The sequence below is a fragment of the Pseudomonas sp. zfem001 genome, from assembly GCF_032621725.1.
Lineage (GTDB): Bacteria > Pseudomonadota > Gammaproteobacteria > Pseudomonadales > Pseudomonadaceae > Aquipseudomonas > Aquipseudomonas sediminis.
In genome coordinates this window covers 1,256,735-1,282,136 of record NZ_JAVYJI010000001.1, presented here as the reverse complement: position 1 = coordinate 1,282,136, position 25,402 = coordinate 1,256,735, and the positions used below count along the sequence as shown (strand labels likewise).

General features: G+C 61.1%; 17 protein-coding genes. 14 read left to right on the top strand and 3 right to left on the bottom strand.

Annotated features, from left to right (window positions below; translation table 11 throughout):
* Positions 1 to 102: 102 nt before the first annotated feature.
* Positions 103 to 2,322: a primosomal protein N' gene (locus tag RTH74_RS06005; protein WP_316914082.1), complete on the bottom strand. Its 2,220-nt coding sequence runs from the start codon at positions 2,320 to 2,322 to the stop codon at positions 103 to 105.
* Between the two features lie 158 nt (positions 2,323 to 2,480).
* On the opposite strand from RTH74_RS06005, the gene rpmE reads away from it, so the two are divergent.
* From rpmE to RTH74_RS05985, 4 genes are all read left to right on the top strand, one after another.
* Positions 2,481 to 2,693, top strand: a complete 213-nt coding sequence (rpmE, locus tag RTH74_RS06000) for a 50S ribosomal protein L31 (protein ID WP_003459015.1) — start codon at positions 2,481 to 2,483, stop codon at positions 2,691 to 2,693.
* Positions 2,694 to 2,719: 26 nt separating this feature from the next.
* Positions 2,720 to 3,520, top strand: a complete 801-nt coding sequence (locus RTH74_RS05995; RefSeq protein WP_316914081.1) for a thermonuclease family protein — start codon at positions 2,720 to 2,722, stop codon at positions 3,518 to 3,520.
* Positions 3,517 to 4,953 (top strand): M48 family metalloprotease, encoded by a 1,437-nt coding sequence (locus RTH74_RS05990; protein ID WP_316914080.1) that lies wholly within the window; start codon positions 3,517 to 3,519, stop codon positions 4,951 to 4,953. The genes RTH74_RS05995 and RTH74_RS05990 overlap by 4 nt, the downstream gene beginning before the upstream one ends.
* Before the next feature lie 104 nt (positions 4,954 to 5,057).
* Positions 5,058 to 6,326, top strand: a complete 1,269-nt coding sequence (locus RTH74_RS05985; protein ID WP_125833675.1) for a malic enzyme-like NAD(P)-binding protein — start codon at positions 5,058 to 5,060, stop codon at positions 6,324 to 6,326.
* A 108-nt stretch (positions 6,327 to 6,434) separates the two neighbouring features.
* Here RTH74_RS05985 and RTH74_RS05980 read toward each other — a convergent pair whose 3' ends face one another.
* Positions 6,435 to 8,843, bottom strand: a complete 2,409-nt coding sequence (locus RTH74_RS05980; protein WP_420713140.1) for a penicillin-binding protein 1A — start codon at positions 8,841 to 8,843, stop codon at positions 6,435 to 6,437.
* A 184-nt stretch (positions 8,844 to 9,027) separates the two neighbouring features.
* Here RTH74_RS05980 and RTH74_RS05975 point away from each other — a divergent pair, with 184 nt between their 5' ends.
* From RTH74_RS05975 to RTH74_RS05930, 10 genes are all read left to right on the top strand, one after another.
* A complete protein-coding gene (locus tag RTH74_RS05975; protein WP_017678539.1) occupies positions 9,028 to 10,092 on the top strand; it encodes a pilus assembly protein PilM in 1,065 nt (354 codons plus the stop codon).
* Positions 10,092 to 10,664 carry a type 4a pilus biogenesis protein PilN gene (gene pilN, locus RTH74_RS05970; protein ID WP_099522789.1) on the top strand — a complete coding sequence of 191 codons (573 nt, stop codon included), beginning with the start codon at positions 10,092 to 10,094 and terminating at the stop codon, positions 10,662 to 10,664. Before RTH74_RS05975 ends, pilN begins: the two co-directional genes overlap by 1 nt.
* Positions 10,661 to 11,284: a type 4a pilus biogenesis protein PilO gene (pilO, locus tag RTH74_RS05965; protein ID WP_099522788.1), complete on the top strand. Its 624-nt coding sequence runs from the start codon at positions 10,661 to 10,663 to the stop codon at positions 11,282 to 11,284. Before pilN ends, pilO begins: the two co-directional genes overlap by 4 nt.
* Positions 11,281 to 11,805 (top strand): type 4a pilus biogenesis lipoprotein PilP, encoded by a 525-nt coding sequence (gene pilP, locus RTH74_RS05960; RefSeq protein ID WP_316914078.1) that lies wholly within the window; start codon positions 11,281 to 11,283, stop codon positions 11,803 to 11,805. Before pilO ends, pilP begins: the two co-directional genes overlap by 4 nt.
* Positions 11,806 to 11,860: 55 nt before the next feature.
* Positions 11,861 to 13,972: a type IV pilus secretin PilQ gene (gene pilQ, locus RTH74_RS05955; RefSeq protein WP_316914077.1), complete on the top strand. Its 2,112-nt coding sequence runs from the start codon at positions 11,861 to 11,863 to the stop codon at positions 13,970 to 13,972.
* A gap of 5 nt (positions 13,973 to 13,977) precedes the next feature.
* Positions 13,978 to 14,496, top strand: coding sequence for a shikimate kinase AroK (gene aroK, locus RTH74_RS05950; RefSeq protein ID WP_099522785.1), 519 nt, complete (start codon positions 13,978 to 13,980; stop codon positions 14,494 to 14,496).
* 51 nt (positions 14,497 to 14,547) lie between these two features.
* Complete coding sequence (aroB, locus tag RTH74_RS05945) at positions 14,548 to 15,651, top strand: 3-dehydroquinate synthase (RefSeq protein ID WP_316914076.1); 1,104 nt, start codon at positions 14,548 to 14,550, stop codon at positions 15,649 to 15,651.
* 10 nt (positions 15,652 to 15,661) lie between these two features.
* The gene (locus tag RTH74_RS05940; protein WP_316914075.1) at positions 15,662 to 17,236 is read left to right on the top strand and encodes an AAA family ATPase; all 1,575 of its coding nucleotides are present in this window, start codon (positions 15,662 to 15,664) and stop codon (positions 17,234 to 17,236) included.
* A gap of 238 nt (positions 17,237 to 17,474) precedes the next feature.
* Positions 17,475 to 21,923: a glutamate synthase large subunit gene (gene gltB / locus RTH74_RS05935; protein ID WP_316914074.1), complete on the top strand. Its 4,449-nt coding sequence runs from the start codon at positions 17,475 to 17,477 to the stop codon at positions 21,921 to 21,923.
* Between the two features lie 34 nt (positions 21,924 to 21,957).
* Positions 21,958 to 23,376, top strand: a complete 1,419-nt coding sequence (locus RTH74_RS05930; protein ID WP_106737407.1) for an FAD-dependent oxidoreductase — start codon at positions 21,958 to 21,960, stop codon at positions 23,374 to 23,376.
* On the opposite strand, the gene RTH74_RS05925 is transcribed toward RTH74_RS05930, so the two are convergent.
* Complete coding sequence (locus RTH74_RS05925) at positions 23,361 to 25,292, bottom strand: sigma 54-interacting transcriptional regulator (protein WP_316914073.1); 1,932 nt, start codon at positions 25,290 to 25,292, stop codon at positions 23,361 to 23,363. The two genes, RTH74_RS05930 and RTH74_RS05925, sit on opposite strands and share 16 nt — an antisense overlap.
* Positions 25,293 to 25,402: the final 110 nt, after the last annotated feature.

Sequence of the window (25,402 nt, the reverse complement as noted above, 5' to 3'; positions counted from 1 at the left end):
AAAAGCGTGCCGCGTTTAGTGGGTAGGGTGGGCTTCAGCCCACCAAGGCTGGCCGCTGTTGGTGGGCTGAAGCCCACCCTACTGACTGTTACAGCGTACCGCTCAAAAAAGATCGATCGGATCGACGTCCAGCGACCAGCGTACCGCACGGCCGCTGGGCATTTGCTCAAGCGCGTGCAGCCAATGGTTTAGCAGGCGGTGTAGCGGTGCGCGGGCGTTGCCCTGCACCAGCAGTTGCGCACGGAAGCGCCCGGCGCGGCGCTCCATCGGCGCGGGTACCGGGCCGAGCAGTTCGATGCCGGTCAATCCCAGCTCACCGAGCAAATGCTCGGCCTCACTGCAGGCCTCATCGAGAAAACCTTCAGCCTGGCCGGGCTTGTGCGCTTCAGCGCGCAGCAGGGCCAGATGGCAGAACGGCGGCAGGCCGGCGGCGCGACGTTCGCTCAGCGCCTGTTCGGCGAAGGCGAAGTAGCCCTGCTCGGTCAATTGCACCAGCAGCGGGTGGTCGGCCAGGTGGCTCTGGATGATCACCTTGCCCGGCTCCTCGGCACGCCCAGCGCGGCCAGCGACCTGCACGATCAACTGCGCCATGCGCTCGCTGGCGCGAAAGTCAGCCGAGAACAGGCCGCCGTCGGCGTCGAGGATCGATACCAGGGTTACCCTCGGGAAATGGTGACCCTTGGCGAGCATCTGCGTGCCGACCAGGATGCACGGCTCGCCCTTGTTGATGGTGGCGAACAGGCGATCCATCGCGCCCTTGCGCGAGGTGCTGTCGCGGTCGATGCGCAGCACCGGGTAGTCGGGGAACAGCACCGCCAGGCGCTCTTCGGCGCGTTCGGTGCCGGCACCGACTGGACGCAGGTCGACGTGCTGGCATTTCGGGCAGTTGCTCGGCTGCCGCTCGACATGGCCACAGTGGTGGCAGCGCAGTTCCTGATAGCGCTGGTGCACGGTCATGCGCGCATCGCAACGCGGGCACTCGGATAGCCAGCCGCAATCGTGGCAGAGCAGGGTCGGGGCGAAACCGCGGCGGTTGAGAAACACCAGCACCTGCTGACCAGCCGCCAGGGTTTGGGCGATGGCCTGCTGCATCGGCCCGGAGATGCCCGAGTCCAGCGGCCGGCTCTTTACGTCCAGGCGCAGGAAGCGCGGCTGGCTGGCACCGCCGGCGCGCTGGGTCAGCTTGAGCAGGGCGTAACGGCCGCTGTAGGCGTTGTGCAGGCTTTCCAGTGAGGGCGTGGCGGAGCCGAGCACGATCGGCACGTCTTCCTGGCGGGCTCGTACCAGAGCCAGGTCGCGGGCGTGGTAGCGCAGGCCTTCCTGCTGTTTATAAGAGGCGTCGTGTTCTTCGTCGACGATGATCAGCCCAGGGTTCTTCATCGGCGTGAACAGGGCCGAGCGGGTGCCGATGATGATGTCGGCCTCACCATCGCGCGCCGCCAACCAGGCGTCCAGACGCTCGCGGTCGTTCACCGCCGAATGCAGCAGGGCGATACGAGCGTTGAAGCGGCGAGCGAAGCGGTCGAAGGTCTGCGGGCCGAGGTTGATCTCGGGGATCAGCACCAGCGCCTGCTTGCCGGCCTCCAGGCACTGGTGGATCAACTGCAGGTAGACCTCGGTCTTGCCGCTGCCGGTAACACCCGCGAGCAGGAAGGCATTGAACTGATCCCAGCCCGAGGCCACGGCATTCACGGCGGCGCGCTGCTCGGCGTTCAGCGGCAGTTCCGGTTGCGCCAGCCAGTGTGCGGGCTTGGCATGCGGCTGGGTGCGGCGCACCTCGACCCGCACCAGTCCCTTCTCATGCAGTAGCTGCAGGCTGTCGCGGTTGAGTTGCAGCTGACTGAGCAGGCTGTGGGCCACGCCATGAGGGTGTTGCGCCAGCGCCTTGAGCGCATCGCGTTGGCGTGGCGCGCGGGCAAGGCGTGGGTCGTCGACGCTGGCGCCTTTGCTGGCCAGCCAGTAACGCTCCTGGCGGGTTTCGGCTGGCTCGCCCTGACGCAGCAGTACCGGCAACGCCCAGCTCAGGGTGTCGCCGAGGCTGTGCTGGTAGTACTGCGCTGTCCACAGGCACAGCTTGAACAGCGACGCTGGGAGCGGTGGGCGGGTGTCGAGCAGCTCCAGGGCGGGCTTGAGCTTGCCCAATGGGACCTCGCTCTGGCTGTCGACCTCAACCAGCACGCCGATCATCTCGCGCCGGCCGAAGGGCACGCGCAGGCGTACGCCTGGCTGCAAGGCACTGCGCGACACGCCGACGGGGGCGAGGTAGTCGAACAGGCGGCGCAGCGGCGAGGGCAGGGCAAGGCGCAGGATCAGGTCGGGCAAGCCAGGAGCTCCTTTGACAGGCCGGCGATCTTAGCACGCGACGACCGGCGCCTTGCGCGGCTTGCATCGACTCACGCGTCTGGTAAGATGCGCGGCCTATTTCTGTGCGGTGCCTGACATTGGTCGGGTGGCGGCACGACTACCCTGAGGAAAGCACGATGAAAGCCGATATCCATCCGAACTACGTCGAAATCGACGCTACCTGCTCCTGCGGTAACGTGATCAAGACCCGCTCCACCCTGGGCAAGAACCTGAGCCTCGACGTATGCTCCGAGTGCCACCCGTTCTACACCGGTAAGCAGAAAGTGCTGGACACCGGCGGCCGTATCGATCGCTTCAAGCAGCGCTTCGGCGTATTCGGCGCCAAGTAAGCGACCGAACGAAAGCGGAATCTGGCATGCGCCACTCCGTGATACTGAAAAAGGCGTCCCTGGTGGGCGCCTTTTTCATTTCTCTGCTTTGCGTCGATCTGGCTCAGGCCTTCTGTCCGCTGCGCACAGATCTGCCTCAGGTTGCCGTGCGTCAGGTGGTTGATGGCGACACCGTGCGTCTGGCCGATGGGCGCAGCATTCGCCTGATCGGTATCAACGCGCCGGAGCTGGGCCGCAAGGGCCGCAGTGACGAGCCCTACGCAGTGCAGGCCAAGCGTCGTCTGCAGGCGCTGGTCGATGCCGGTGACGGACGTGTCGGTCTGCTCTACGGCGCACAGCGCAAGGATCGTTACGGCCGTACCCTAGCCCATCTCTATAACCGCCAGGGGCGTAATCTCGAAGCGCAACTGCTGGGCGAAGGCCTCGGCTTCATAGTGGCGGTGGCGCCCAACAGCGCGCTGGTGGCCTGCCAGGCGCAGGCCGAGCGCCAGGCGCGCAGCAAGCGGCTTGGCGTGTGGCGTGACGAGCAGGTTAAGACGGCTGGCCAGTTGCGCGGTGGCGGCTTCGCCTTGCTCGGTGGGCGAGTCACCAGTGTGCAGCGCAACCGCGGCGGCCTCTGGATCGACCTCGATGGCAGTCGGGTGCTGCGCGTGGCGCCGGAACTGCTGGGTGAGTTCGACGTGCGTGCCTTGGAGAAACTCAAGGGGCGGCAGGTGGAGGCGCGCGGCTGGGTCATCGATCGCCAGAGTCGCGGCGGCTTGAAATCCGGGCAGGCGCGCTGGATGCTGCCGCTTACCCATTCGGCGATGCTGGAGGTGTTGCCATGATTCGTGCATTGACGCTGTGTCTTATCTGCGGCTGGTTGGCGGGCTGTGCGGTCAATCCTGCAACGGGTCGCAACGATTTCGTGATGATGAGCGAACGCCAGGAGTTGGAGCTCGGTGCGCGTTATAACCAGGAAATCCTCAAGCAATACCCGCGCTATCAGGACGCCAAGTTGCAGGCCTATATCCAGCGCGTTGGCGAGCGGGTAGCGCGCAGCAGTCATCGCAATCAGCTCAACTACGTTTTCACTCTGGTGGACAGTCCGGACGTCAATGCCTTCGCGTTGCCGGGTGGCTACATCTATATCCATCGTGGCCTGCTCGCCTACCTCAACTCCGAGGCAGAGCTGGCCGCCGTGCTGGGGCACGAGGTCGGCCACGTGACGGCGCGTCATAGCGTGCGCCAGCAGAGTCAGTCCACGGCCTGGGGCTTGCTCGGCCAGGCCGCCGCCATCGGTACCGGTGTCGGCGCGCTGGGCGATCTGACCAGCGTCATGGGCAATGCTTTCGTGCGCGGCTACGGCCGCGACATGGAGTTGGAGGCCGATGGCCTCGGCGCGCAATATCTGGCGCGTGGTGGCTACGATCCGCAGGCGATGATCGAAGTGGTCAAGGTGCTCAAGGGGCAGGAGGATTTCGCCCGCGAGCAGGCGGCCAAGCGTGGAGAGGCGCCAGCGGCGGGTGGTTACCACGGTTTGTTCGACACGCACCCGGATAATGACCGTCGTTTGCAAGAGGTGATCGGCCCGGCGAGTGCGCTGGTGGGTGGCAACCAGGAAGTGGGGCGTGACAAGTTTCTGCAGATGCTCGACGGCCTGGTGTTCGGCGATTCGGCGGCCAGTGGCATTCGCCGCGGACGCCATTTCTATCACGGCGAACTGGATTTCACTCTGACCTATCCGCAGGGCTGGCAACTGGTCAATCGTCCCGATGTACTTATCGGCCATACCCAGGATGAGCAAGCCTTTATCGCCATGACGCTGGAGGCAGCGGACAAGCAGCTTTCGCCCGCCGAGTATCTGCGCCGGCGCGTTGGCAATCAGCGTCTGGTCGCGGGTGAGGAGCTGCGTCTGGGGGCGCTGCAAGGCTATACGGCGGTGTTGCAGGGGCAGTCGGCGCGTCGCGTGGCGGTGATCTATCGCGGCGACAGTGCGTACCTCTTCGTGGCGGCGGTGAAGGGGCGCGCTTCGCTGGAAACCGAGGACCAGCGTTTCCTCGAGGTCATCCGTAGTTACCGGCCGCTGAAGGCGGCCGAACGCAAGCTGGCCGAGCCGGTGCGCCTGCACTTGGTGCGGGCCAAAGCGGGGCAAAGCTTGTCCACTCTGGCCAAGGACTCGCCGCTGCCAGCTGATGGCGAGGCCCAGTTGCGTCTGCTCAACGGGCTCTATCCAAGCGGTGAGCCGCGCCCTGGCGAGTGGCTGAAAACGCTGCGCTAGTGCGGCGCTTCAATCGCGACCGAACGGTCTTGTGCAGGTGTATACAACTTGCGTATCCTCGGCCGCCTGCCCGTTCAACAGCCAACAAAAGCGGAAATGCCACTATGTCAGATCTAAAAACTGCCGCTCTCGAATATCACGCCCAGCCCCGTCCCGGTAAGCTGAGTGTCGAGTTGACCAAAGCCACTGCTACCGCCCGCGACCTGTCGCTGGCCTACAGCCCGGGTGTCGCCGAGCCGGTTCGCGAAATTGCTCGTGATGCCGAGCTGGCCTACCGTTACACCGGTAAAGGCAACCTGGTAGCCGTGATCTCCGACGGTACCGCCATCCTCGGTCTGGGTAACCTCGGCCCGCTGGCTTCCAAGCCAGTGATGGAAGGTAAAGGCGTGCTGTTCAAGCGTTTCGCCGGTATCGACGTGTTCGATATCGAAGTCGACTCGGAAAGCCCGCAGGCCTTCATCGACACCGTAAAACGCATCTCCATCACCTTCGGCGGCATCAACTTGGAAGATATCAAGGCCCCCGAGTGCTTCGAGATCGAGCGCGCACTGATCGAACAGTGCGACATCCCGGTCTTCCACGATGACCAGCACGGCACCGCCATCGTGACCGCTGCCGGTATGCTCAACGCCCTGGAGATCGCTGGCAAAACGCTCGAAGAAGCGAAGATCGTCTGCCTGGGTGCCGGCGCTGCTGCTATCTCCTGCATGAAGCTGCTGGTGAGCATGGGTGCCAAGGTCGAGAACATCTTCATGATCGACCGCAAGGGTGTGATCCATGCCGGTCGCGACGACCTCAACCAGTACAAGGCCGTTTTCGCCACCGAGACCGACAAGCGCACGCTGTCCGATGCGCTCGACGGTGCTGACGTGTTCGTAGGCCTGTCCGGTGCCAACCTGCTGAGCCCGGAAGACCTCAAGCGCATGGCGGCCAATCCGATCGTCTTCGCCTGCTCCAACCCGGATCCGGAAATCAAGCCGGAGCTGGCGCACGAGACCCGCAACGACGTGATCATGGCCACCGGTCGCTCCGACTACCCGAACCAGGTCAACAACGTGCTGGGTTTCCCCTTCATCTTCCGCGGTGCTCTGGACGTTCGTGCCACCCGTATCAACGAAGAGATGAAGATCGCTGCAGCGCTGGCGCTGCGTGACCTGGCCAAGCTGCCGGTGCCGCAGGATGTCTGTGACGCCTACGGCGGTATCGAGCTGTCGTTCGGGCGTGAGTACATCATTCCGAAGCCGATGGATCAGCGCCTGATCACTGTCGTTTGCGATGCCGTGGCCAAAGCTGCCATCGAGTCTGGTGTGGCGACTCTGCCGTATCCGAAGCACTATCCGCTGACCTCGGTGGATGATGTGTTCAACGGCTAAGCCGGCTGAATGCACAAACAAAAAACCCGCCTAGGCGGGTTTTTTGTTGTCTGTCGCGTTCTCTCGGATACGAGCTTTTACTCGCGTGGCGCGTCGGCAAGATGCCGATCAGAACAGATCGATCGGTGCCATTTCATCGGCCGGTAGCGGGCTGCCAGGAGCGCCCATGCCGGGCTCGAACTCACTCATCGGTGGTGGCGAGTCTTCGCTTTTGAACAGTTCGAAGTAGGCGTCCGGCGTACCCGGTGCGGCAGCGCGGCCACTGACCGGGTCGACGCGCAGCGTCAGCAGGCCCTTGGGTTCTTTGGGCAGATGGTTGGGGCGGTCCTTGAGTACCGCGCCCATGTAGCCCATCCAGATGGGGAGTGCGACGGTGCCGCCATACTCGTGGCGACCGAGACTTTCCGGTTGATCGAAGCCGGCCCAGACAGTGGTTACGTAGTCGGCGTTGTAGCCGGAGAACCAGCTGTCCTTGGACTCGTTAGTGGTACCGGTCTTGCCCGCCAGGTCGTTACGACCCAGTGCAAGGGCGCGGCGACCGGTACCGCGCTTGATCACATCCTGCAGCATGCTGGTCATGATGTAGGCCGTGCGCTCGTCGATGATCTGCTCGGCTACCTTGGGCTCTTCCAGGGGCAGATCGTCGGCCGCGTTAACCGTCAGGTTGGCATTCTCCTCGGCCGGCTCGCTGCCTGGGACGCGCGCCGGGTTGGCGCGGAACAGCGGTTTGCCGTTGCGGTCATCGATGCGTTCGATCAGGTAAGGCTCGATCTTGTAGCCGCCATTGGCGAAGGTGGCCCAGCCCTCGGCGATTTCCATCGGCGTCAGGCTGGCAGTGCCGAGGGCCAGCGACAGGTTGCGCGGCAGGTCCTGCGGGGCGAAGCCGAAGCGCTCGATATAACGCAGGCTGCGGTCGATGCCCATGTCCTGCAACAGGCGGATGGAAACCAGGTTGCGCGACTTGTACAGCGCTTCGCGCATACGAATCGGGCCGAGGAAGGTGTTGTTGTCGTTCTTCGGCCGCCATTTCTGCGACAGGTAGTCATCGGAGAGGATGATCGGCGCATCGTTGACCAGCGTCGCAGCGGTGTAGCCACTGTCCAGTGCCGCACTATAAATGAAGGGCTTGAAGCTCGAGCCTGGCTGGCGTTTGGCCTGCACTGCGCGGTTGTAGTTGCTCTGGTCGAACGAGAACCCGCCGACCAGTGACTGAATGGCGCCGCTGTATGGATCGAGGGAAACCAGTGCACTCTGCGCCGCTGGGACCTGGGTGAAAAGCAGGCTGCCATCTTCCTGGCGCTGCACGCGCACGATATCGCCGACCTGGGCGACATCGCCGGGCTGCTGCGGGCGTGGGCCAAGGCTGTTGGTATTGAGGAAGGGGCGTGCCCACTTCATGCTGTCCCAGGCCACGGCCTGCTCTTCGCCGTTGCGGGTCAGCACCAGGATGCCGCTTTTCTCGACCTGGGTAACCACTGCCGGCTCCAGGCCGCCGATGCTACGAAACTTGCCCAATTCGGCGAGCCAGGTTTCACGTGTCATGCCTGGCAGGCGGCTTTCAGGGCCGCGATAGCCATGGCGTTGATCGTAGGCGATCAGTCCGTCACGTAGCGCGCTATTGGCCACTTCCTGCAGATGGCTGGGCACGGTGGTGGTGACGTTGAAGCCTTCTGTATAGGCCTCGCTGCCATAGCGACCGACCATTTCTGCACGCGCCATCTCCGCTATATAAGGCGCGCTGAGTTCCGGTGCGGGCACGTGGTAGCGTGCATCGACTTCTTCGGCCAGCGCTTGCTCGTAACTGGCTTGGTCGATGCGACCAAGGCGATACAGGCGGCCTAGAATCCAGTCGCGGCGCTCCTTGGCGCGAGTCGGGTTGACCAGTGGGTTGTAGCGCGAGGGGGCTTTCGGCAAGCCGGCAATCATCGCCATCTGTGCCAGGTTCAGGTCACGGATCGACTTGCCGTAGTAGACCTGGGCTGCGGCCTCGATGCCATAGGCGCGATGACCGAGATAGATCTTATTGACGTAAAGCTCGAGGATCTCGTCCTTGCTCAGCTCGCGTTCGATTTGCAATGCCAGGAGAATTTCGGTGGCCTTGCGCGAGAAGCTGCGCTCGCTGGTGAGGAAGAAGTTCTTCGCCACCTGCATGGTAATGGTGCTGCCGCCGCTTTGAATCTGACCGCTTTTCAATAATTGCGTGGCAGCGCGCATCAGGCTGGTCACATCGACGCCATAATGATTGGCGAAATTATCGTCTTCTGCTGCCAGCAGGGCGCTGATGAATTCCTTGGGGATCTCGTCGAAGCGAATGGGTGAGCGGCGCATCTCGCCGAACTCGGCGATCAGCTTGGCATCGCTGCTGTAGACGCGCAGGGGGATCTGCAGCTGGACCTGGCGCAGCGACTCGACGGACGGAAGGGTCGGGCTAAGATAAAGAAACGCGCCGCTGAAACTGAGCAACAGCCCACAAAAAACGGCAACGCAAGACCACCAGAAGAACTTCAGCAGGCGTATCAAAATGTTCGGAATTCCAAGTAAAAGAATGAGTTAAGCAGGAGCTGAGGCAAAAAGGGAAAAGCTGATCACATTATAAGCGTTTTTTTTCCCGGGGAGCCATTTGCGCTTCTGTCAAGACTGATATTTAATGTGGAAAAACATAAATAGTCCGTAAGTCGCGGATGCCAATAGGAAAACGGTCGTGCTAGGGCTCTTCACTAAGAAAGCGAATACGCTGCTGGGGATTGATATCAGCTCGACTTCGGTCAAGCTCCTCGAACTGAGTCGCTCGGGAAGCCGCTACAAGGTAGAGGCTTATTCCGTCGAGCCGCTTCCACCTAACGCAGTGGTAGAGAAGAACATCGCCGAGCTGGAGGGGGTCGGTCAGGCGCTCTCGCGCGTGTTGGCCAAGGCCAAGAGCGGCGTCAAGACGGCTGCGGTTGCCGTGGCTGGTTCGGCTGTCATCACCAAGACCATTGAAATGGAAGCTGGTCTTTCCGAGGACGACCTGGAAAACCAGCTGAAGATCGAGGCTGACCAATACATTCCTTACCCGCTGGAAGAAGTCGCCATCGATTTCGAAGTGCAGGGCCCGGCGCCGCGCAACCCTGAGCGGGTTGAGGTGCTGCTGGCTGCATGCCGCAAGGAAAACGTGGAGGTCCGCGAAGCAGCCCTCGCGCTCGCCGGGCTCACTGCGAAAGTGGTCGATGTCGAGGCCTATGCTCTCGAGCGCGCTTACGGTTTGCTGGAGGCGCAGTTGGGTGGCGGGCACGATGAGTTGACCGTAGCGGTGGTGGATATCGGGGCGACGATGACCACGCTCAGTGTTCTGCACAACGGCCGCACTATCTACACCCGCGAGCAGCTTTTCGGTGGCAAGCAACTGACCGAGGAAATCCAGCGCCGCTATGGCCTGTCGGTCGAGGAAGCTGGTCTTGCCAAGAAGCAAGGTGGTCTTCCAGATGACTACGACAGTGAGGTTTTGCAACCGTTCAAAGAAGCTGTCGTTCAGCAGGTTTCGCGCTCGCTGCAGTTCTTCTTCGCCGCTGGGCAGTTCAATGATGTCGACTACATCCTCCTAGCTGGTGGTACCGCGTCCATTCCTGACCTCGATCGGCTGATCCAGCAGAAGATCGGTACGCAGACGTTAGTGGCCAATCCCTTTGCCGATATGGCGCTGAGCAGCAAGGTCAATGCCGGTGCGCTGGCCAGTGATGCGCCGGCACTGATGATTGCCTGTGGTCTGGCGATGAGGAGTTTCGACTGATGGCGCGGATTAACTTACTTCCCTGGCGTGAACAGCTGCGCGAGGAGCGCAAACAGCGGTTTTTGGTAAGCCTGGTCGGTGTCCTCGTTGTGGCTGCTGGCTTGGTCTTTCTAGGTGATCAATTTCTCAGTTCGGCGATCAGTAACCAGAATGCGCGAAATGACTTCATAAAGAAGGAGATCGCGGTCCTCGATGCGCGTATCAAGGAAATCAGTGAGCTAAGAACGCGCCGCCAGCAACTATTGGAGCGCATGAAGATCATTCAGGACCTGCAGGGCAATCGGCCAATCATTGGTCGTGTGTTCGACCAGTTGGTGAGAACGCTTCCGGACGGTGTGTATTTTACCAGTGTGAAAATGACGGGTAAGAGCATTGCCATCATTGGTGCGGCGGAGTCGAATAACCGCGTCTCGAATCTGATGCGTAACTTGGATGGTTCGGAGTGGTTGGCCGCGCCCAATCTGACCGAAGTCAAAGCTGTCACAGCGGGGGCTTTGGATCAGGCGAATGTGTTTCAGCTGACTGTCCAGCAGACACAGCCTGATCAAGAAAAGGCGGAGGCGGCTAAATGAGTATCAAGAATTCCTTGGACAGCCTGCGCAGCATTGATATCAATGAACTTGATTTGAACAATGTTGGGTCGTGGCCTGGCGCGGTTAAATTCATTGCTGGCCTACTGCTGCTTATTATCGTTCTGGTGTTGGGTTACAACTTCCACCTCAAAGATATGCAGAGCATGTTGGAGCAGCGTCAGCGAGAAGAAGTTACGCTTAAAGAACAGTTTTCCAGCAAAGCATTTCAGGCTGCGAATCTGGAGGCTTACAAAGAGCAGATGCAGGAAATGGAAGTTTCCTTTGGCGCTCTTTTACGTCAACTGCCAAGCGACACCGAGGTTCCTGGGTTGCTGGAGGATATCACTCGTACCGGCTTGGGCAGTGGCTTGGAGTTCGAAGAGATCAAGCTGTTGCCGGAAGTGGCTCAGCAGTTCTATATCGAGCTGCCGATTCAGATTAAAGTCACCGGTAGCTATCACGACCTTGCTACTTTCGTAAGCGGTGTCGCTAGTCTGCCGCGTATCGTCACCTTGCATGATTTCCAGCTGGCACCCGCCAGTACTGAAAACTCCAGCCGCCTGAACATGCAGATCATGGCCAAGACCTATCGCTACAATGATAAGGGGGCTCAACAATGAGTTTCTCTCGTTTGGTTCTGGTGACAGGTTTCGTTTTCTTGGCCGGTTGCGGTGTCGGTAGTGATTTTTCCGACCTGCGAACCTATATGGATGAAGTGCGCGCAAAGCCTAAAGGCTCTATTGAGCCGCTGCCTACCTTTCAACCCTATGAAAGCTTCACCTACCGTGCTGCGTCCTTGCGTAGCCCCTTTCAGCCTCCGGTTAAAATTGATGTCGTCACTCGGCAGAAGGGGGCGCCGGAGATCAAGCCGGATGAAAGTCGTGTCAAGCAATTCCTCGAGGGTTTCAATATTGAAACATTCGAGATGGTTGGCACGCTGAGGAATGATCGCCAGTTATTCGCTCTAGTTAACGGCGCTGGTGGTGTTCATCGTGTAAAAGTTGGCGACTATCTGGGGCGTAACCACGGCAAGATTCTCGTGATCGATGACTCCAAGATCGATGTTATGGAAATTGTTCCAGATGGCGAAGGTGGCTGGCTTGAGCGACCACGCAGCCTTTCCTTGAAGGAGCGCTCCTGAGGGGGCGGGGTGAAAAATGAATATAAATAATCTGTCTGCCACACGGGATACGAAAATGAACGGCTCTCTTTCGCGTCTTAGCGTCGCCCTGTTGGCGGCGCTGCTGTCGCCCGCGGTATTGGCGGCCAATCTCCAGGATTTGAATGTCGCCAGCTTGCCCGGTGATCGGGTTGAGCTGAAGCTGTCCTTCGATGAGCCGGTAACGGCTCCTCGCGGCTATACCATCGAGCAGCCTGCGCGTATTGCTCTGGACCTGCCGGGAGTATCGAACAAGCTCGGCTCCAAGAATCGTGAGCTGGGCGTCGGCAATGCGCGTAGCGTCACCATCGTCGAAGCCAAGGATCGTACCCGTCTGATCGTCAACCTCACCAATTTGGCGCCATACAGCACGCGAGTCGAGGGTAACGATCTGTATGTCCTGGTTGGCGATGCCTCTGCAGCCGCAGCGCGACCCTCTGCGTCGGCGCCTGCGACGGTAACGGCTGTTCCGCCCAAGAAAACCTACGGGCCGCAGGCGAAAGCAATCAGCAATATCGACTTCCAGCGTGGCGAGCAGGGCGAGGGTAATATTGTCATTACCCTTTCCGATGCCTCGATAAGCCCTGATATCCAAGAACAGGGTGGGAAGATTCGTCTGGATTTTGCCAAGACTGAGCTGCCTGAGTCCCTGCGTGTACGCCTGGATGTGAAAGATTTCGCAACGCCCGTGCAATTCGTCAGTGCCACGGGTAGTGCTGATAAAACCAGTATTCTGGTCGAGCCGGTCGGTTTGTATGACTTCCTGGCCTATCAGACCGAGAACAAGCTGACCTTGAGCGTCAAGCCTCTCAGTCAGGACGATGTCGAGCGCCGTAAGGCGGAGCGTTTCGCTTATACCGGAGAGAAGCTGTCGCTCAACTTCCAGGATATTGATGTGCGTTCCGTTCTGCAGTTGATCGCCGATTTTACCGATCTGAATCTGGTGGCGAGTGACACTGTCGCCGGCAACATCACCCTGCGTCTGCAGAATGTGCCTTGGGATCAGGCACTTGATCTGGTGTTGAAGACCAAGGGTCTGGATAAGCGTCAGATTGGTAACGTCCTGCTGGTGGCTCCGGCGGACGAAATCGCTGCTCGTGAGCGCCAGGAGCTGGAGTCGCAGAAGCAGATTGCCGAACTCGCCCCGCTGCGTCGTGAGCTGATTCAGGTGAACTATGCCAAGGCGGCCGATATGGCCAAGCTGTTCCAGTCGGTAACCAGTGCTGATGGTTCGGCTGACGTACGTGGTTCTGTCACCGTCGATGATCGCACCAACAGCATCATTGCCTATCAGACTCAGGAGCGCCTGGACGAGCTGCGTCGCATCATCGCTCAGCTGGACATTCCTGTGCGCCAGGTGATGATCGAGGCTCGTATCGTTGAGGCGAACGTGAATTATGACAAGGCGTTGGGCGTTCGTTGGGGGGGCTCGAGTCGTCGGGGTAATTGGAGTCTTTACGGTAAGGACGGTGCAACCTCATTTGATGAAGGGCAGGCCTTCTTGCCTGGCACTGACACCGTAGGGGATTTCACCCTGGAGGATGGTGTTGCTCCTGTGCCTTTTGTCGATATGGGTGTTGCGGCTAGTACTTCGGGTATCGGTATTGGCTTCCTGACGGACAATCTCGTTCTGGATCTGCAGCTTTCGGCCATGGAAAGCTCCGGTAATGGTGAAATTGTTTCTCAGCCCAAGGTAGTTACTGCAGATAAAGAAACTGCAAAGATTCTCAAAGGGCAGGAGGTTCCGTATCAAGAGGCCAGCTCCAGCGGGGCTACTTCCACATCCTTCAAAGAGGCTGCGCTGTCTCTTGAAGTGACGCCTCAGATCACTCCAGATAATCGAATTATTATGGAAGTGAAAGTTACCAAGGACGCACCTGACTTCCAGCGAGCTATCAACGGTGTTCCTCCGATTAACAAAAATGAGGTCAACGCTAAGGTTTTGGTTTCTGATGGCGAAACAATCGTCATCGGTGGCGTTTTCGAAAACACCCAAACCAAAGCTGTTGAGAAGGTTCCGTTCCTGGGGGATGTACCCTACCTCGGACGTCTTTTCCGTCGTGACATCGTTCGTGACAACAAGACTGAGTTGCTGGTTTTCCTCACTCCGCGCATCATGAACAACCAAGCCATTGCCGTGAACCGATGACCTAAGTGCGGAATGTAATCCTCGTTGGCCCGATGGGAGCTGGAAAGAGCACCATCGGGCGTTTGCTTGCTAAAGAACTGCGTTTGTCTTTCAAAGACTCTGACAAAGAGATCGAGCAGCGTACCGGTGCCGATATACCCTGGATCTTCGATGTCGAGGGTGAGCAGGGCTTTCGTGAGCGGGAGCGGGCGGTGATCGCCGAGCTCTCGATGCAGGACGGTCTTGTGTTGGCCACTGGTGGCGGGGCGGTCATGCGCCCGGAGAATCGCCAGGCTCTGCATGCTGGTGGGCGAGTCGTCTACCTGCACACTTCTGTGGAACAGCAGATCGACCGCACGTCGCGTGATCGCAATCGCCCGTTACTGCGCACGGCCAATCCGTCTCAGGTGCTCAGGGATCTGATGGCCATGCGTGATCCTCTATACCGAGAGGTCGCCGATATCATCATCGAGACGGATGAGCGTCCGCCACGCATGGTGGTTCAGGAAATTCTCTTGCGCCTGGAAGCCCTGTCGCCCCGTTAAAGCGCGGGGCGAACTGCGCTATCCTAGTGGCCTTTTTCTCCTGGGGGCCTCATGCAGACTCTTCACGTCGATCTCGCTGAACGCAGCTATCCCATTTATATCGGTCAGGGGTTGCTGTCTCGCCCTGCACTGCTCACACAGCACATAGCTGGTCGGCAGGTGGCAATCGTGACCAATGAAACCGTCGCGCCGTTGTATCTGCAAGCGCTGCTGCAGGTGCTCGAAGGCTATAGCGTTACGTCTGTGGTGTTACCCGACGGTGAGGCGTTCAAGAACTGGGAAACCCTGCAGCTGATCTTCGATGGCCTGCTGAGCGCTCGACATGATCGCCGCACCACCGTCGTGGCGCTTGGTGGCGGTGTGATCGGTGATATGGCTGGCTTTGCTGCAGCCTGTTATCAGCGTGGTGTCGATTTTATCCAGGTCCCGACGACCCTGCTTTCTCAGGTCGATTCCTCGGTGGGTGGCAAGACTGGCATCAATCATCCGCTGGGCAAAAACATGGTAGGTGCGTTCTACCAGCCCAAAGCCGTTGTGATCGACACGAGCAGTCTTGATACCTTGCCTGTTCGCGAGTTGTCGGCTGGCCTTGCCGAAGTCATCAAGTATGGCCTGATCTGCGATGAGCCCTTCCTGGCATGGCTGGAGCAGAATATGCCGGCCTTGCGTGCGCTCGATCAGCAGGCGCTTACCTATGCTATCGAGCAATCCTGTGCAGCCAAGGCGCGTGTCGTCGGTGCGGACGAGCGTGAGTCGGGAGTGCGCGCCACTCTCAATCTCGGTCACACCTTTGGACACGCCATAGAGACTGAGCAGGGCTATGGTGTGTGGTTACATGGGGAGGCGGTTGCCGCTGGAACGGTGATGGCGTTGGAAATGTCCTATCGCCTGGGCTGGCTATCGGCAGCGGATCGAGACCGAGGTGTACGCCTGTTGCAGGCGGCCGGGCTGCCAGTGGTGCCGCCGCAGGATATGACGCCTGCGCAGTTCCTTGGGCATATGGCAGTGGACAAGAAGGTGCTCGATGGTCAGCTGCGTCTCGTGTTGCTAAAGCGTTTGGGTGAGGCTGTAGTGACTGCCGACTACCCGCGTGAAATTCTCGACGCCACGCTGCGTAGCGATTACGCCGCGTTGGCTCAGTCGTCCAACTCTTGAAGAGTGATCCATGACCAGTTTGCATGCTGACGAAGCTTTCCTGGCGCATTACCAGTTCAGCCACGACCCCTTTGCGCCACGAGTGCCTGGCTTCAAGTTCTTCCCGGCGCAGCGCAAGCCAGTGTTGGGGCAATTGCATCACCTCGCGCGTTACAGTCAGCTGTTGCTCGCCGTGGTCGGCCCTGAAGGCAGTGGCAAGACGCTGCTGCGTCAGGCATTGGTTGCCAGCACCAACAAGCAGGCGGTGCAGAGTATTGTCGTCGCGCAGGGTGTCACCGGTAGCGAGGCGCTGCTGCGCCAAGTTGCTCAGGGGCTGTCCATCGCTCAGGCCGATGTGCGTTCGATTCTGACGCAGGTAGGGCAGTTGGCGTTGACCGGGCAAGAGGTTTATCTGCTGGTCGACGACGCTGATCAGTTGGATGACGCAGCGCTGAAAAGCGTCTTGGCGCTTGCGGCGGGTAATGCCGAGGGGCGTCCGCATATCTTTCTGTTTGCCGAGCAGGATCTGTTGGCGCGCTTGGAAGCGTTGGCTGGTGGCGAGGAGTGTTATCACGCGATCGAGCTTCAGCCTTACGCTGAAGAGGAGACGCGCGACTACCTGGCTCAGCGGCTAGATGGCGCCGGCCAGAGTATTGATCTGTTGACCGAAGAGCAGATCGAGGACATTCATGTTCGTGCTCAGGGGTGGCCCGGAGCAATCAATCAAGAGGCGCGTGAACTGTTGGTCGAGCAGATGCTCGCGCAGCGCTCGGCTGGTCGTGGTACGGGCGGCGGTTTTGCCCTGCCGAAAAAGCATCTGTTGGCGCTTGCCGTCGTATTGGTCGGCGTTGCTGCTGCCTGGTTCATGCAGGGGCGGGAATCTGCCCCGCCTGCGCCGGTGGCCAGCAACTCGTCGCTACCTTTGCAGTCGTCCGCGCCGGCCGTAGAAGCTGAAGAGCCGGCGCAATCGCCTGCTACAGAAAGTCGCGCGCCAGCTATCGAGTTCGCGGGAGCCAGTCAGCCACTGCCGTTGCCGTTGGTGGGTGAGTCCCAGAGCGTGATTCGCCAGCCGTTGGCTGAGGCGGCTGGCGAAGAATTGGATAACTTCGAGCCCCCGGCCTCGCCCGAACCCTCGACAGTGACTTTGCCATCTGCCCCAATCGCTGCTGCACCTGCACCTGCACCTGCACCTGCACCTGCACCTGCACCTGCACCTGCACCTGCACAGCAGCCTGAACCGGCTGCACCCAAACCAGCAACCCCGGCTCCCGCTCCGGCTGCGACGCCCAAGTCTGCGCCCGCTACGGCGGCGGCCAATGCGCATGCGGGTGGTTGGTACGCGCAGCAGCCAGCCTCCCGCTATGCCTTGCAAGTGGTCGGGTCGCGCTCGGAGGCCAACATTCAGGCGTTGGTACGTGAGGGTGGTAGCGAATATCGTTATTTCAAGAAGGTCCACCAGGGACAGCCGCTGTATGTGCTGACCTATGGTAGTTTCGCTAGTCGCGACGCCGCTCAGGCGGCCGTGAGAACGCTGCCGGCCAAGCTGCAGGCCGGTAAGCCCTGGCCGCGTACGCTGGGCAGTATCCAACAGGAAATGAGCCGTTAGACGCTCTGTCCCAAGATGACCGCTTGGTTGTTAGCACGACCTTGTGGTCTTATCCTTCGTTTTTGCGACATAAACTTTCACCCCCTCGTCACGAAAATTTGTGACGAGATGGGTGGATATGTACAATGACCTCCCTTTTGCCCATGCAAAGCTGGCCCGTGCCCGCTTTTCGGGTTCAAGTCATTGAATTAGAAAGCAATTTGCCTGAAGTCTAGGCAGCCTGGTGAGAGTTTCCCCTATGAAAGCAGGTTTGTACCGTCCTGATGAGTTCAAGGATAACTGCGGCTTCGGCTTGATCGCCCATATGCAAGGTGAGCCTAGTCATCACCTGCTCAATACCGCTATTGAGGCCCTCACCTGCATGACTCACCGCGGCGGTATCAACGCCGACGGCAAGACCGGTGATGGCTGTGGCCTGCTGATCCAGAAGCCCGACCAATTCCTGCGCGCGATCGCCCAGGAGCAATTCGGCGTCGAACTGCCTGCGCAATATGCGGTGGGCATGGTGTTCTTCAATCAGGATTCGGCCAAGGCCGAAACCGCGCGCGAGAACATGAACCGCGAAATCCTCGCAGCCGGCCTGCAGCTGGTGGGCTGGCGCAAGGTGCCGATCGATACCAGCGTACTCGGTCGCCTGGCGCTGGAGCGCCTGCCGCAGATCGAGCAGGTGTTCATCGGCGGCGAAGGTCTATCCGACCAGGAATTCGCCATCAAGCTGTTCAGCGCCCGTCGCCGCTCGTCGGTGGCCAATGCCGACGACAGCGATCACTACATCTGCAGCTTCTCGCACAAGACCATCATCTATAAAGGTCTGATGATGCCGGCGGATCTGCAGCAGTTCTACCCGGACCTGGGTGACGAGCGCCTGCAGACCGCCATCGCGGTTTTCCACCAGCGCTTCTCCACCAATACCCTGCCGAAGTGGCCGCTGGCACAGCCTTTCCGTTATCTCGCGCACAACGGCGAGATCAACACCATCACCGGCAACCGCAACTGGGCGCAGGCCCGTCGCACCAAGTTCGCCAACGAGCAGATTCCCGATCTCGACGAGCTGGGCCCGCTGGTCAACCGCGTCGGTTCCGACTCCTCGAGCATGGATAACATGCTCGAACTGATGGTCACTGGCGGTATCGACCTGTTCCGTGGCCTGCGCATGATCATTCCGCCGGCCTGGCAGAACGTCGAAACCATGGACGCCGACCTGCGCGCGTTCTACGAATACAACTCCATGCACATGGAGCCCTGGGATGGCCCGGCCGGCGTGGTGCTGACCGATGGTCGTCATGCCGTGTGCCTGCTCGACCGTAACGGTCTGCGCCCGGCGCGTTGGGTCACCACCAAGAACGGCTACATCACCTTGGCGTCGGAAATCGGCGTGTGGGATTACCAGCCCGAGGACGTCATCGCCAAGGGCCGTGTCGGCCCGGGGCAGATCCTCGCCGTCGATACCGAAACCGGCCAGGTGCTGGACACCGAGTCCATCGACAGCCGCCTGAAATCGCGTCACCCCTACAAGCTGTGGCTGCGCAAGCATGCCCAGCGCATCAAGGCGACGCTGGAAGACCGCGATCACGGTTCGGCCTTCTACGACCCGGATCAGCTCAAGCAGTACATGAAGATGTTCCAGGTCACCTTCGAGGAGCGTGACCAGGTGCTGCGCCCGCTGGGTGAGCAGGGCCAGGAAGCCGTCGGCTCGATGGGTGACGACACGCCGATGGCGGTGCTTAGCCAGCGCGTGCGTTCGCCGTACGACTATTTCCGCCAGCAGTTCGCGCAGGTCACCAACCCGCCGATCGACCCGCTGCGCGAAGCGATCGTCATGTCCCTGGAAATCTGCCTGGGCGCCGAGCGCAACATCTTCAGCGAGTCGCCGGAGCACGCTACTCGCGTGATCCTCAGCAGCCCGGTGATCTCGCCGGCCAAGTGGCGCGCGCTGATGAACCTGGATCGCCCAGGCTTCGACCGTCATGTCATCGACATGAACTATGACGAGTCGCTGGGTCTGGAAGCTGCCGTGCGCAACATGGCCGACCAGGCCGAGGAAGCCGTGCGTGCCGGCAAGGTGCTGCTGGTGCTGACCGACCGTCACATCGCTCCGAGCAAGCTGCCGGCGCATGCCGCGCTGGTCACTGGCGCCGTGCATCACCGCCTGACTGAGAAAGGCCTGCGCTGCGATTGCAACATCCTGGTGGAAACCGCCACTGCGCGTGACCCGCACCACTACGCCGTGCTGCTGGGCTTCGGTGCTTCGGCGGTGTATCCGTTCCTGGCCTACGAAGTGCTGGGCGACCTGATCCGCACCGGCGAAGTGCTGGGCGATCTGTACGAAGTCTTCAAGTACTACCGCAAGGGCATCTCCAAGGGCCTGCTGAAGATCCTGTCGAAGATGGGCATCTCCACGGTCGCGTCCTATCGCGGTGCGCAACTGTTCGAGGCGGTCGGCCTGGCTGACGAAGTCACCGAGCTGTGCTTCCGGGGTGTGGCCAGCCGCATCCAGGGGGCGCGTTTCGTCGATATCGAAAGCGAGCAGAAGCTGCTGTCCTTCGAGGCCTGGAACAACCGCAAGTCGATCCAGCAGGGCGGCTTGCTCAAGTTCGTCTACGGCGGCGAATACCACGCCTACAACCCGGACGTGGTGCGCACGCTGCAGGACGCCGTGCAGCAAGGCAACTACGAGAAGTACAAGGAATACTCGACGCTGGTCGACACCCGTCCGGTGTCGATGATCCGCGATCTGCTCAAGGTCAAGGAATCCAGCGCGCCGATCAGCCTCGATGAAGTCGAGCCGCTGCAGTCGATCTTCAAGCGTTTCGACGCCGCCGGCATCTCCCTCGGCGCGCTGTCGCCGGAGGCGCACGAGGCGCTGGCCGAGGCGATGAACCGTCTGGGTGGTCGCTCCAACTCCGGTGAGGGCGGCGAAGACCCGGCCCGCTACGGCACCATCAAGAGCTCGAAGATCAAGCAGGTGGCCACCGGCCGCTTTGGCGTGACCCCGGAATACCTGGTCAACGCCGAAGTGCTGCAGATCAAGGTGGCCCAGGGTGCCAAGCCCGGTGAGGGCGGCCAGCTGCCGGGCGGCAAGGTCAACGGTCTGATCGCCAAACTGCGCTACGCGGTGCCGGGCGTGACCCTGATCTCGCCGCCGCCGCACCACGATATCTATTCGATCGAAGACCTGGCGCAGCTGATCTATGACCTCAAGCAGGTCAACCCGAAGGCACTGGTGTCGGTCAAGCTGGTAGCGGAAGCCGGTGTCGGCACCATCGCCGCCGGTGTGGCCAAGGCCTATGCCGACCTGATCACCATTTCCGGTTACGACGGTGGTACCGGCGCATCGCCGCTGACCTCCATCCGCTATGCCGGTGCGCCGTGGGAACTGGGCCTGGCCGAAACCCACCAGACCCTGCGCGGCAATGACCTGCGCGGCAAGGTGCGGGTACAGACCGACGGTGGTCTGAAGACCGGCCTGGACGTGATCAAGGCGGCCATCCTCGGCGCCGAGAGCTTCGGCTTCGGTACTGCGCCTATGGTGGCTCTGGGCTGCAAATACCTGCGCATCTGCCACCTGAACAACTGCGCCACCGGCGTGGCCACGCAGAACGACAAGCTGCGCAAGGATCACTTCATTGGCACCGTCGAGATGGTGATGAACTTCTTCACCTACGTCGCCGAGGAAACCCGTGAGTGGCTGGCCAAGCTGGGCGTGCGCAGCCTGGAAGAGCTGATCGGGCGTACCGATCTGCTCGAAGTGCTGCCGGGCGAAACCGCCAAGCAGGGCAACCTGGATCTATCGCCGCTGCTGGCCAGCGCGCATATCCCGGCTGACAAGCCGCAGTTCTGCCAGGTGCCGAAGAACCCGCCGTTCGACGAAGGCCTGCTGGCCGAGAAGATGGTGGAAATGGCCAAGGACGCCATCGCCGGCAAGACCGGTGGTGAGTTCGAGCTGAACATCGGCAACTGCGACCGCTCCATCGGTGCGCGCATTTCCGGTGAGATCGCTCGTGTGCATGGCAACCAGGGTATGAATGGCGCGCCGATCACCTTCCGCTTCAAGGGCACTGCCGGTCAGAGCTTCGGTGTGTGGAACGCCGGTGGTCTGCACCTGCGCCTGGAAGGCGACGCCAACGACTACGTCGGCAAGGGCATGACCGCGGGCAAGATCGTTATCACCCCGCCTGCCGGCAGCCCGTTCGCCACCGAGGACAGCGCCATCATCGGCAACACCTGCCTGTACGGCGCCACTGGTGGCAAGCTGTTCGCCACCGGCACTGCGGGTGAGCGTTTCGCTGTGCGTAACTCCGGCGCTCACGCCGTGGTGGAAGGCACTGGCGATCACTGCTGCGAGTACATGACCGGCGGTTTCGTCTGTGTGCTGGGCAAGACCGGCTACAACTTCGGCTCGGGCATGACCGGCGGCTTCGCCTACGTGCTCGACATGGACAACGGCTTCTACGACCGCGTCAACCACGAGCTGGTGGAAATCCAACGCATCAACAACGAAGCGATGGAGGCCTACCGCAGCCACCTGGAAAGCGTGCTCGCCGAGTACGTCGAGGAAACTGGCAGCGAGTGGGGCCAGAACCTGCTGGAAAACCTGGACGATTACCTGCGCAAGTTCTGGCTGGTGAAACCGAAAGCGGCCAGTCTGAAGTCGCTGCTGTCCAGCACCCGTGCCAACCCGCAATAAGAATGCGCCTGAAGTGGTTTGATGAGGTAATGCAATGACTGAACGTCTGAATAACGACTTCCAGTTCATCGAAGTCGGGCGCAAAGACCCGAAGAAGAAACTGCTGCGTCAGCGCAAGAAGGAGTTCGTCGAGATCTACGACAACTTCAAGCCGGCGCAAGCTGCAGACCAGGCGCATCGCTGCCTGGGCTGCGGCAACCCGTATTGCGAGTGGAAGTGCCCGGTGCACAACTTCATTCCGAACTGGCTGAAGCTGGTGTCGGAAGGCAACATCCTGGCCGCCGCCGAGCTCTCGCACCAGACCAACACCCTGCCGGAAGTCTGCGGTCGCGTGTGCCCGCAGGATCGCCTCTGCGAAGGTGCCTGCACCCTCAATGACGGCTTCGGCGCGGTGACCATCGGTTCGGTGGAGAAGTACATCACCGACACGGCCTTCGCCATGGGCTGGCGCCCGGACATGTCCAAGGTCAAGCCGACTGGCAAGCGTGTCGCAGTGATCGGCGCCGGTCCGGCCGGCCTGGGCTGTGCCGACGTGCTGGTGCGCAATGGCGTGACCCCGGTGGTGTTCGACAAGAACCCGGAAATCGGTGGCCTGCTGACCTTCGGCATTCCCGAGTTCAAGCTGGAGAAGACCGTGCTCAGCCGCCGCCGTGAAGTGTTCACCGGCATGGGCATCGAGTTCCGCCTGAACACCGAGATCGGCAAGGACGTGACCATGCAGCAATTGCTGGATGAGTACGATGCCGTGTTCATGGGCATGGGCACCTACACCTACATGAAGGGTGGCTTCCCGGGTGAAGACCTGCCGGGCGTCTATGACGCGCTGGACTTCCTGATTGCCAACGTCAATCGCAACCTGGGTTTCGAGAAGGCGCCGGAAGACTTCATCGACATGAAGGGCAAGCGCGTCGTGGTACTGGGCGGTGGCGACACCGCGATGGACTGCAACCGCACCTCGATCCGTCAGGGCGCCAAGGCCGTGACCTGCGCCTACCGCCGTGACGAAGAGAACATGCCGGGCTCGCGCAAGGAAGTGAAGAACGCCAAGGAAGAGGGCGTGAAGTTCCTCTTCAACCGCCAGCCCATCGCCATCGTCGGCGACGGCAAGGTGGAAGGCATCAAGGTGGTCGAGACCCGTCTCGGCGAACCGGATGCCCGTGGCCGCCGCAGTCCCGAGCCGATTCCGGGCTCCGAGGAAGTCATCCCGGCGGAAGCCGTGCTGATCGCGTTCGGCTTCCGTCCGAGCCCGGCGCCCTGGTTCGAGCAGTTCGAGATCCAGACCGACAGCCAGGGCCGCGTCGTGGCGCCCGAGCAGTCGCAGTTCAAGCACCAGACCAGCAACCCGAAGATCTTCGCCGGTGGCGACATGGTGCGCGGTTCCGACCTGGTGGTGACGGCGATCTTCGAAGGCCGCAACGCCGCCGAAGGCATCCTCGACTACCTCGGCGTCTGATTCGTCTCGTACCTGCGCGGCTGCGACTTACGCGGTCGGTAGTCGCGCGGGTCGATGGCAAAGCTCTCCAGGCGTGAGCGCAGGGTCGTTGGCTTCAGCTCCAGCAACCGCGCCGCGCCGTCCTTCCCCGATATCCTGCCCGCACAGGCCTTCAATGCTGCGATCAGGTTTTCGCGCATCTGCCGGCGTTGCTCGCCCTGGGTGAAAATCCGCATTTCCTGTTCCACCTGTGGCTGTGATGGCGCGTCGTTGCCGCTGTCGTTGGGCAGATCAAGGCGCAGCCGGGTGCCGGGCGAAATGATCACCGCGCGCTCGATCAGGTTCTCCAGCTCACGAATGTTGCCCGGCCAGGAATAGGCCTGCAGGCGCTGGATGTCGGCCAGGCGCAGGCTCGGCTCGGGGCGGTTGAGCTGACGACAGACGCGGCCGAGAAAGTGCTGAGCTAGGGGCGGAATGTCTTCCGGGCGCTGGCGCAGTGGCGCCGACTCGATGGGGAAGACGTTGAGGCGAAAGTACAGGTCTTCACGGAAGCGGCCGGCACGCACTTCCTGGCGCAGATCGCGGTTGGTGGCGGCGATCACGCGTACATCCACCTGACGGGTACGGTTGTCGCCGACCCGCTCCAGCTGCTGCTCCTGCAGCACGCGCAGCAGCTTGCTCTGCAGCTCCAGGGGGATTTCGCCGACCTCGTCGAGAAACAGCGTGCCGCCGTCGGCCAGCTCGAAACGCCCGACGCGGTCATTCAGTGCGCCGGTGAAGGCGCCGCGGATATGGCCGAAGAACTCGCTCTCGAACAGCTCGCGCGGTACCGCCGCGCAGTTCACCCGAATCAGCGGGCGGCGGCTGCGCCCGCTGTTGTCGTGAATGGCGCGGGCGATCAGCTCCTTGCCGGTGCCTGACTCGCCGGTGATCAGCACGTTGGCGCCGGTGGGGGCGACCAGTTCGATCTGGTGGATCACCTGCTGCATGGCAGCGCTGCGTCCGACCAGATCGTGCTGGGCGTACTCCCCGCGAATTTCTTCCTGCAGGTAGGCATTCTCCAGCTCCAGGCGTTGCTTGAGCTGCTGTACCTCGCTCAATGCCTGGCGCAGCCGGCGTTCGGTTTCCAGGCGCTCGCTGATGTCGCGGAACACCACCACGGCGCCGACCAGTTCGCCGTCATCGCGCAGCGGCGTGCTGGTGTAATCCACCGGGATCGGCTTGCCGTCCTTGTTCCAGAACACCTCGTCGGCCACCTGGTGCACTTCGCCGTCGTTGAAGGCGGCATAGATCGGACAGGTATGGCCGTCGTAGGTGCTGCCGTCGGGATGATGGTGGTGAATCAGGTCGTGAATGTTGTGGCCGATCAGGTCGTCGGCACGCCAGCCGAGAATGCGTTCGGCTGCCGGATTGACGAAGGTGGTCTCGCCATTGCGGTTGACGCCATAAATGCCCTCGCCAGCGGCGCCGAGGATCAGCTGATTCTGCCGCTCGAACTGGCGGAAGATGCGTTCCACGCCCTGCCATTCGAGCAGCCCCTGGCGTTGATAGCGCTCGGCTTCGGCCAGCCCGCGCAGGGCATCCAGGCGACGGCGCTGCTGGATCAGCAGGCCGAGCAGGCTAGCGCCGTCATGTTCCAGCCGGCTGCCGTCGATTTCCACTTCCAGGCGCTCGCCATCGTGATGCAGCAGCCCGAGGCCGTCGCGCCAGGCATTGCGGCGCACCTGCACTTCCTCGGTGAAAGTGACCAGTGCTCCCAGGTCATGTGCCCAGAGACGGCTGGCGCGCTGTGCGAGCAGTTTATCCAGCGGCCAGCCGAGCAGGGCGCAACAGGCTGGATTGGCATGCAGGATGCGGTCGTGGATTGGATCGATGACCAGGCTGGCGCTCTGCATGTGTTGCAGCAGCAATTGGCTGGCGGCATTTGGATCAGGCATCTCGGGCCTCGCGGGATTGAGCTTGTGTCTTGTTATCCAAAGGCCGTGCCATTTGACGAAATATCGTTTCTAACGCTGACGTAATCTCGTTAATGACGAAATATCGTTTT

Coding starts and splice junctions, on each gene's coding strand:
- rpmE (WP_003459015.1), top strand. CDS start 2,481: ATGAAAGCCGATATCCATCCGAACTACGTCGAAATCGACGCTACCTGC.
- RTH74_RS05995 (WP_316914081.1), top strand. CDS start 2,720: ATGCGCCACTCCGTGATACTGAAAAAGGCGTCCCTGGTGGGCGCCTTT.
- RTH74_RS05990 (WP_316914080.1), top strand. CDS start 3,517: ATGATTCGTGCATTGACGCTGTGTCTTATCTGCGGCTGGTTGGCGGGC.
- RTH74_RS05985 (WP_125833675.1), top strand. CDS start 5,058: ATGTCAGATCTAAAAACTGCCGCTCTCGAATATCACGCCCAGCCCCGT.
- pilN (WP_099522789.1), top strand. CDS start 10,092: ATGGCGCGGATTAACTTACTTCCCTGGCGTGAACAGCTGCGCGAGGAG.
- pilO (WP_099522788.1), top strand. CDS start 10,661: ATGAGTATCAAGAATTCCTTGGACAGCCTGCGCAGCATTGATATCAAT.
- pilP (WP_316914078.1), top strand. CDS start 11,281: ATGAGTTTCTCTCGTTTGGTTCTGGTGACAGGTTTCGTTTTCTTGGCC.
- pilQ (WP_316914077.1), top strand. CDS start 11,861: ATGAACGGCTCTCTTTCGCGTCTTAGCGTCGCCCTGTTGGCGGCGCTG.
- aroB (WP_316914076.1), top strand. CDS start 14,548: ATGCAGACTCTTCACGTCGATCTCGCTGAACGCAGCTATCCCATTTAT.
- RTH74_RS05940 (WP_316914075.1), top strand. CDS start 15,662: ATGACCAGTTTGCATGCTGACGAAGCTTTCCTGGCGCATTACCAGTTC.
- gltB (WP_316914074.1), top strand. CDS start 17,475: ATGAAAGCAGGTTTGTACCGTCCTGATGAGTTCAAGGATAACTGCGGC.
- RTH74_RS05930 (WP_106737407.1), top strand. CDS start 21,958: ATGACTGAACGTCTGAATAACGACTTCCAGTTCATCGAAGTCGGGCGC.
- RTH74_RS05925 (WP_316914073.1), bottom strand. CDS start 25,292: ATGCCTGATCCAAATGCCGCCAGCCAATTGCTGCTGCAACACATGCAG.